Annotated in this window: 7 protein-coding genes; 4 read left to right on the plus strand and 3 right to left on the minus strand. The window is 71.3% G+C overall.

Features of this window, described 5'->3' with window-relative positions; all coding sequences use genetic code 11:
• Together VFB40_RS02500 and VFB40_RS02505 are read left to right on the plus strand one after the other, a co-directional pair.
• Nucleotides 1-943, plus strand: a 943-nt coding sequence (locus VFB40_RS02500; protein WP_324847609.1) for a sensor histidine kinase, incomplete at its 5' end; no start/stop codon positions are given.
• Nucleotides 944-1,032: 89 nt separating this feature from the next.
• Nucleotides 1,033-1,617: a DUF1697 domain-containing protein gene (locus tag VFB40_RS02505; protein WP_324847610.1), complete on the plus strand. Its 585-nt coding sequence runs from the start codon at nucleotides 1,033-1,035 to the stop codon at nucleotides 1,615-1,617.
• Nucleotides 1,618-1,622: 5 nt separating this feature from the next.
• On the opposite strand, the gene VFB40_RS02510 is transcribed toward VFB40_RS02505, so the two are convergent.
• From VFB40_RS02510 to VFB40_RS02520, 3 genes are all read right to left on the minus strand, one after another.
• On the minus strand, nucleotides 1,623-1,913 hold the full coding sequence (locus VFB40_RS02510; protein WP_324847612.1) for a hypothetical protein: 291 nt from the start codon (nucleotides 1,911-1,913) through the stop codon (nucleotides 1,623-1,625).
• A gap of 260 nt (nucleotides 1,914-2,173) precedes the next feature.
• Nucleotides 2,174-3,115, minus strand: coding sequence for a hypothetical protein (locus VFB40_RS02515; protein ID WP_324847613.1), 942 nt, complete (start codon nucleotides 3,113-3,115; stop codon nucleotides 2,174-2,176).
• A 12-nt stretch (nucleotides 3,116-3,127) separates the two neighbouring features.
• Entirely contained in the window at nucleotides 3,128-4,189 is a 1,062-nt protein-coding gene (locus VFB40_RS02520) for an NAD-dependent epimerase/dehydratase family protein (RefSeq protein WP_324847614.1), read from the minus strand.
• Between the two features lie 257 nt (nucleotides 4,190-4,446).
• Here VFB40_RS02520 and VFB40_RS02525 point away from each other — a divergent pair, with 257 nt between their 5' ends.
• Together VFB40_RS02525 and VFB40_RS02530 are read left to right on the plus strand one after the other, a co-directional pair.
• A complete protein-coding gene (locus VFB40_RS02525) occupies nucleotides 4,447-5,637 on the plus strand; it encodes an ROK family transcriptional regulator (protein WP_324847615.1) in 1,191 nt (396 codons plus the stop codon).
• 185 nt (nucleotides 5,638-5,822) lie between these two features.
• Nucleotides 5,823-7,527: glycoside hydrolase (locus tag VFB40_RS02530; RefSeq protein WP_324847616.1), on the plus strand; the 1,705-nt coding region annotated here is incomplete at its 3' end.

The following is a 7,527-nucleotide window of genomic DNA, read 5'->3' on the forward strand; positions in this document are numbered from 1 at the left end:
CGTCGCGCTCGCGATGGCGATACCGCTGGCCCGCAACGTCACCGCGGACAGCCGCGCGCTGCGCAACGCGATGCGCGCGCTCGGCGACGAAGGCAGCGACTTCGACTTCCCGTCGTCCCGCGCCGGCCGGCACGCGGCCCCGGGCCCGTTGCCGGATCGGGCCGGTCCGGTCTCCCTCGCCACCGCGGAACTCGACGACCTCAGCCGCGAGCTGGCCGTCACCGCGGCGCGGCTGGCCGACTCCCGCGAGCGCGAGCGGGCCCTGGAGCGCTCACGCCGCGAGCTGGTCGCCTGGGTCTCGCACGACCTGCGCACGCCGCTGGCCGGCCTGCGCGCGATGGCGGAGGCGCTGGAGGACGGCGTCGCGACCGACCCGCTGCGCTACCACACCCAGATCCGCATGTCGGTGGACCGGCTGGCCGGCATGGTGGACGACCTGTTCGAGATGTCCCGGATCCACGCCGGCGCGCTGCGGCTCACCCTTGAGCGGGTGCCGCTGACCGATCTCGTGGACGAAGCGGTGATCGGCGCCGATCCGCTCGCCAGGGCTTGCGGCGTGGCCCTGGAGGCGGACGTGCGCACCCCGCTGGCCGTGCGCGTGGACCCGCGGGAGCTGTCCCGGGCGCTGACCAACCTGGTCGCCAACGCGATCCGGCACACCCCGAGCGCCGGCGAGGTCCGCGTCGAAGCGACCGAGCGGGACGGGCACGCGGTACTCGCGGTCGTGGACGCCTGCGGCGGGATCCCGGACGAGGACCTGGACCGGGTCTTCGAGGTGGCCTGGCGCGGCACCGCGGCCCGCACCCCGGAGCCGCTCGCCGGCGCCGGCCTCGGGCTGGCCATCGTGCGCGGCATCGTCGAAGCGCACGCCGGCGAAGTGGACGTGCGCAACGTGGTCGGCGGCTGCCGGTTCGAGGTCCGGCTGCCGGTGCCGGTCGGCTGAGCTGCCGCGGCGCGGCCGCACGATCGGATCGAAGGCGGATCGGCGCTCGGGGCCGATCCGCTGTCGGTCCGCCTCCCTAGACTGGCGGCATGACGACCACGGCCGAGACCACGACGTACGTGGCACTGCTCGCGGCGGTCAACGTCGGGAAGCGCAAGGTCCCGATGGCCGACCTGCGCGACCTGCTCGCCGGCCTGGGCTACCTGGACGTGCGCACCTACCTCGCCAGCGGAAACGCGGTCTTCGACGTGCCGCACGGCACCGCGGACGCGCACGACCCGGCCGCGATCGCAACCCGGATCTCGGGGGCGCTCGCGGAGCGGTTCGGGTTCGAGGTGCCGTGCCTGGTGCGCACCGGTGCGTACCTCGACGCCGTGATCAAGGCCTGCCCGTTTCCGGCGGAGACGCTGGAAGGCAAGCAGCTGCACGCGGTCTTCTACTCGACCGACGTCACCGCGGACCGCTATGCCGACATCGACCAGCCGGCCTTCCTCCCGGAGGAGTTCCGGCTCGGCGAACAGGTCATGTACCTCTACGCGCCGAACGGGCTCGGCCGCTCGGAGCTGGCCGCCGCGCTGGCGAAACCGGCCGGCCGCCTGAAGGGAATCGTCGCGACCGGCCGGAACTGGAACAGCGTCAAGGCGCTCGCGGAGATGGCCTCCGCAGCCGGGTAGCCTCCTCAGCCGAGGTGGCTCAGCCCACTGCGCAGGTCGTCCGCGCTCATGCACGGGACGAGCTCGACGTGGGCGCCGAGCTGGAGCCAGAACGGCTCGCAGGTCGACACGATCGACGCTTCGTCAGGCAGGTCGACCACCAGCAACATCGCGCGGTGCCCGTTGTGCGGGTAGAAGTACGCGGCCTCCGGCTTGAGCGTGCTCAGGACCTCTTCCACCGCCTTGCCCATGCTGCCGTCGCCGATCTGCTTGTTGGCGACCTCGGTGTCCAGCTCCACCGTCAGCATCGTGCGCATCGGACCATCTCCCTCCTCGGCCACGCCCGGCGGACGTCGCCGACTGCCGTGACGAGTCGGCGGCGCCGCGGAGCGCGGCACGAAGCGGGCGGCAGCCGAGTGCGCCGCCGGCAGGTCCTTGTCACGGAGACTGCTCCGGAAGCCCGGCGCACGCAAGGAACGGTCGCGCCTTGTGCTCGCGCGCTCACCTGAATGGGTCTACGTGAACCGGTGGTCAGCTGAGCGCGCGAGCAGGAACTGCGAGGGCGGCGCGTTGAGCGCTAGCTCGCCTTGTACTCGTAGACCGTGGTGGCGACGGCGCACACGCCCGGCTGGATGATCTCGACCCGCAGGATGCCGCTGGCCGGGTCGTAGTCCACGCCCTCGGACTCGAAGCTGCCCGAGCAGATGCTGTTGGTCTGCGGGATCGGGCCGAGGTCGGTCACGTGGCCGGCGACGTCGCCGCCGCCGAGCGCGTTCGGCAGGTCCACTTCGAGCAGCGGCTTCGCGTCCGGGAAGAGCGACTGGCTGCTGTCGTCCGAGGCGCAGATCAGCTTGGTGGCGCTGACGAAGTCGCAGCCCTGCACGTCGTTGACCTGGTGGTCGAGCTGGACGTAGCCGGACAGCGCCAGGCTGCCGCCGGTGGCCGGGGTCTGCGGGTTCAGGATCGGCGTCGGATAGATCTGAAGGTGCGACATGGTGCCCCACTCGCCCGCGACCATCCACTGGGTGTCCGGGGAGACGGCGTCGAAGGAGTTGTTGTACTGCTCGCCGGGCACCAGGTCGTGGGTGTATTCGTAGGTTGATCCGGAGGGCGTGGTGACGCGGAACATCTTCGAGGTCGGAGACGAGGCGCCGCTCTGGAAGGCGTCGAAGATGTAGCCGTTGGCCGAATCCGGGTCGCCGACGTGGTTCCAGCCCTCGGCCAGCACGCCGAGTGGGACCGAGGCGACGCCGCGGTAGAGCTCGTACGCCGAGCCGCCGGGCGGGTTGACGGTCGCGACCCCCTCGTCCGCCGAGAGGCTGCTCTCCAGGTAGTGGGTGACCTGGGTCCAGCCGGCTATGCCGGTCGCGGCGTGCGCGGCCGAGGCGGGCAGGACGGCGGCGAGCAGTCCGGCGGCGGCCGCGGCAGCGAGGGTGCGGGTGCGGGCGTGGTTGCGGGTGCGGGTGCGGGTGTGAGCGTGGGCACTGGTGCGGGTACGCGGGTGAATAAGTGGGCGCATACCCCTAGCTCATCAGTCTGCGTCCGCCGGGACAACGAACTCGGCGAGACCATCGGCAAAACTTACGGCAGGTGCCCAGCCCAGCTCGGTGCGCAGCCGCAGATTCGAGGCGGTCACGTGCCGTACGTCGCCGAGCCGGTACTGGCCGGTGACCACCGGCTCGGGCCCGCCCATCACCTCCGCCAGACCCGCGGCGAGCTCGCCGACCGTACGCGGCGTGCCGCTGCCGACGTTGAACGCCCGCCCGGCGCCCGGATCCGCCTTTCCGGTCCATTCCAGGGCCGCGACATTGGCGGTCGCGATGTCGCGCACATGCACGAAGTCGCGCCGCTGCCCACCGTCCTCGAAGACCCGCGGCGGCCGTCCGGCCTGCAGCTCGGAGCGGAAGATGGCTGCCACGCCGGCGTACGGCGTGTCGCGCGGCATTCGCGGACCGTAGACGTTGTGGTACCGCAGCATCGCGACCGTCCCCTCGGCAGCGCGTGCCCACGAGGTAGCCAGGTACTCCTGCGCCGCCTTGGTCGCCGCGTAGACATTGCGCGGGTCGAGCCTCGCGTCCTCGTCGACCATGCCGGGGGCCAGGGCCTCGCCGCAGTGCGGGCAGGGCGGTTCGAAGCGGCCTTCCGCCAGGTCCGCGGTCACGCGCGGTCCCGGCTCCACCCGACCGTGCTCGGAGCAGTCGTAACGGCCCTCGCCGTACACGACCATCGACGACGCGAGCGAGAGCCTTGATACACCGGTGCGCGCCATCGCGGCGAGCAGCACCGCCGTGCCGAGATCGTTGCACCCCGCGTAGTCCGGCGCGTCGTCCAAGTTCAGCCCGAGGCCGACCATCGCGGCCTGGTGGCACACCGCGTCGACTCCGCGCAGAGCGCGCTCGACGGCGTCCGCGTCGCGCACGTCGGCCCGGATGAACTCGACTCCGGCCGGGATCCGCTCCCGCGACCGCTCCGGTTCCGGGTGCACGGCCGGCAGCAGCGCGTCGAACGCCACCGCCTCGTGCCCCGAGTCCAGGAGCGACTCGACGATGTGCGATCCGATGAATCCGGCGGCTCCGGTGACGAGTACCCTCATGGCAGCCACGCTAGGCGGCGCAGCAGGGCAGGGGGAAAGGGCGGCGCACGGGCGTCACGGCTTCGTAAGGAGTGGCGCAGGTGGCGCGCGTTCACACCGCGTGGGCGCGGCGCCGGATCCGCCCGGCGGCCGCACGCGCCGGCCGCCGTCGAAACTCCGCCGAAATATGCTGGTACCGGCGGTGCCGGATGGTAACGAGAGCTAAGCTCTCAGCGTTCGTACTGCACGGGCATGGTCCACAAAGGGGCGGTCAGTTGGTGAAGCGCACGTCTCGGGATATCCGCCGGGCCAATCGCAATGAGCTGCTGCGCTACGTGATCGCGCAGTCGCCGGTCTCTCGGCAGGAGCTCGCCGCGGCCACCGGGCTGAGCCTGGCCACGGTCGCCAACCTGGTCGGAGAACTGCTCGAGCGCGGCGTGCTGGTGGAGGTCGGCTTCGAGGACTCGGACGGCGGCCGGCCGCGGGGGCTGGTCGCCATGAAGGCCGACGGCGGCGCGCTGATCGGCGTCGACGTCGCGGAGACGTACATCCACGTCGAGCTGTTCGACCTGGCGCTGCGGCTGCTGGCCCGGGCCGAGGAGCCGCTGTCCGCCAGCGTGAACCGGCCGGAGCAGGTGGTCGGGCACATCGCCTCCGGGGTGCGCACGGTGCTCGCGGACGCCGGGGTGGACGCCGGGCTGGTCTTCGGCGTCGGGGTCAGCATGCCGGGACAGGTCGAGCGCGAGGGCGGCCTCTCCGTCTTCGCCCCCAACTGGAACTGGCACGAGGTGCCGCTGCGCGAGCTGCTCGCCGAGCAGCTCCAGTTCCCGATCTACCTCGACAATCCGCTGATGGCCTGCACCGTCGCCGAGCTCTGGTTCGGCGCGGCGCGCGGCTGCGACGACGTCGTGGTGGTCAACCTCGGCACCGGCGTCGGCGCCGGGATCGCGGTGGCCGGTTCGCTCTACCGCGGCGCGTCCAACACCGCGGGGGAGTGGGGGCACACCACGCTGGTCCTGGACGGCCGGGCCTGCCACTGCGGCGCGATGGGCTGCGTGGAGGCGTACGTCGGGTCGCTCGGCATCATCAACACGCTGCGAGAGGTCGACCCGGACAGCGCCCTGCTGCACGCGGATCAGACGGCTGCGATCGACGCGCTGGCCGAGGCGCTGGCCAAGGGCGAGGCGGCCGCGGTCGAGACGGTCAAACGCACGGCGCGGTACCTCGGCGTGGCGGTGGGCAACCTGGTGAACCTGCTCAACCCGCAGGTGATCGTACTCAGCAGCTGGGTGGCGGCGCGCCTCGGCGACGCGCTGCTCACCGGGATGCGCGAGGCGGTGGCCGAGCACGCGCTGCCGCGGCCGCTCGAGCACACCCGCATCATGCTGTGCCCGATCGCGACCAACCCGGTGAGTCTGGGCGCTGCGACTTTCGCGCTCGAGGGAGCGCTCGCACCGAGCCGGTCATAGCGGTCCGGCCCGGCGCGCGGCCAGTCGCCGCACCGCTGGCCGCAGGAATGTCCGCGTTCGTTGACGTCGGCGTGATATGTGCTGCTCGCGACTTTCTCTATGGGGTTGACGAAGGGTTGGCGACCGGTTAGCTTTCCGGACCGCGCGCCAGACATTTCGCCTCGCTCTCAGAGAGGAGAGCAGCAATGTCCTTACCCTTAGCCGCACTTCCAGGCGGCACCGCGCTCGCCGGGCTGATCGGCCTCGCCCTGCTCGCCGGAACGAATCCCGCGGCGCCCGCCCAGGTAGCGGCCGCCTCCTCCGTCGCCCAGATCACCGCGCCAGCGCAGACCGTCGCGGGCTTCGGCGCCTCCGGCGCGTGGTGGGTCAACGACCTGGCCAACTTCTCCGCGGCCAACCAGGCGAAGGCGGCCTCGCTGCTGTTCACCACGGCCGGGCTGGACCTGAGCCAGTACCGGTACAACATCGGCGGCGGCGGGGTGGGCGTCGCCGCCGGCCCGCGCGCCGCGTCCACCTTCCTGACCTCGTCAGGGTCCTACGACTGGACGAAGGACCCGACCGGCCAGTACTTCCTCAAGACGGCCGCGGCCGACGGCGTGCCCGACCTGATCGGCTTCGTCAACAGCGCCCCCGAGCAGTACACCAGCAACAACGAGAGCTGCGCCGGCACCCTCGTCGCCGCGGACGAGGCCGCCTACGGCAGCTACCTCGCAACCGTGGCCTCGCACTTCGCCGCGCAGGGGGTGACGCTGAACGAGATCAGCCCGATGAACGAACCTGACAACAGCTTCTCGAGCTGCAGCCAGGAGGGAATGGCCGTTCCCGCGTCCGAGCGCGCCGGAACGATCGGCGCGGTCGGCTCGGCGCTCCAGTCGGCCGGCCTGTCGACGAAGGTGATCGCGGACGAGTCGAGCAAGACCACGCAGCTGCTCTCCGAGGCACCGACCTGGCTCGCCGACTCCAGCGCGCCCTCGTACACCGCGGCGATCGCGCACCACACCTACGACTTCCCCGGCGCGACTCAGATGGAGCTGGTCGCGGCGCTCGGCGACGTGAACAACAAGGCCAAGTGGGCCACCGAGATCTGCTGCCAGGTCACCGGCGGCGGCTACGGCGCGCAGTACGACCCCACCATCTCCGGCGGCGTCGCGCTGGCGAAGATCGTCTACAACGACTTCGCGTACGGCGACGACAGCGCGTTCCAGTGGTGGACCGCCCTCTCCCCGGTCATGGGCTGCGACCCCACGACCAGCTCCACCTGCGCGACCAGCGTCAACTCCAGCGGCTACAACGACGGGCTGATCTACTACAACCCGAACTACGCCGCCGACAATGATCAGAACTTTTACATCTCCAAGCGCTTCTACGTCCTCGCGCAGTACAGCAGATTCGTCCGGCCCGGCGCGGTCAGATACGGCCTGAGCGGTGCTCCCTCCGGCGTGCAGGCGCTGGCGTTCTGGGCGAACAACGCCTGGACGGTCGTGGCCACCAACACCAACTCCTCGGCCACCTCGTTCAGCCTGAACCTGAACAGCGGCACGATCACGTCGCAGGGTGCTTACCGCACCAGCGCGAGCGAGAACGTGGCGAGCATCAGCGCGCCCTCGATCTCCGGCTCGACGATCAGCACCTCGCTGCCGGCGCAGAGCGTGAGCACCTTCGTGCTCGGCAGCTCCGGCCAGCCCGGCAGCGGCGGCGTGAACGCGTCGGAGCTCGTGGGCTCCCAGTCCGGGCGCTGCCTCGCGGTGCCGGGCAGCTCGACCACGAACGGCACCCAGGTCGACATCGAGACCTGCTCCGCCGCCTCGAACCAGGAGTTCACGCTGCAGCCCGGCGGGACGGTCACCGTCTACGGCAACAAGTGCCTCGACGCCTACCAGCAGGGCAAGA

The organism is Actinocrinis sp., from assembly GCF_035650855.1.
Classification (GTDB): Bacteria; Actinomycetota; Actinomycetes; order Streptomycetales; family Catenulisporaceae; genus Actinocrinis.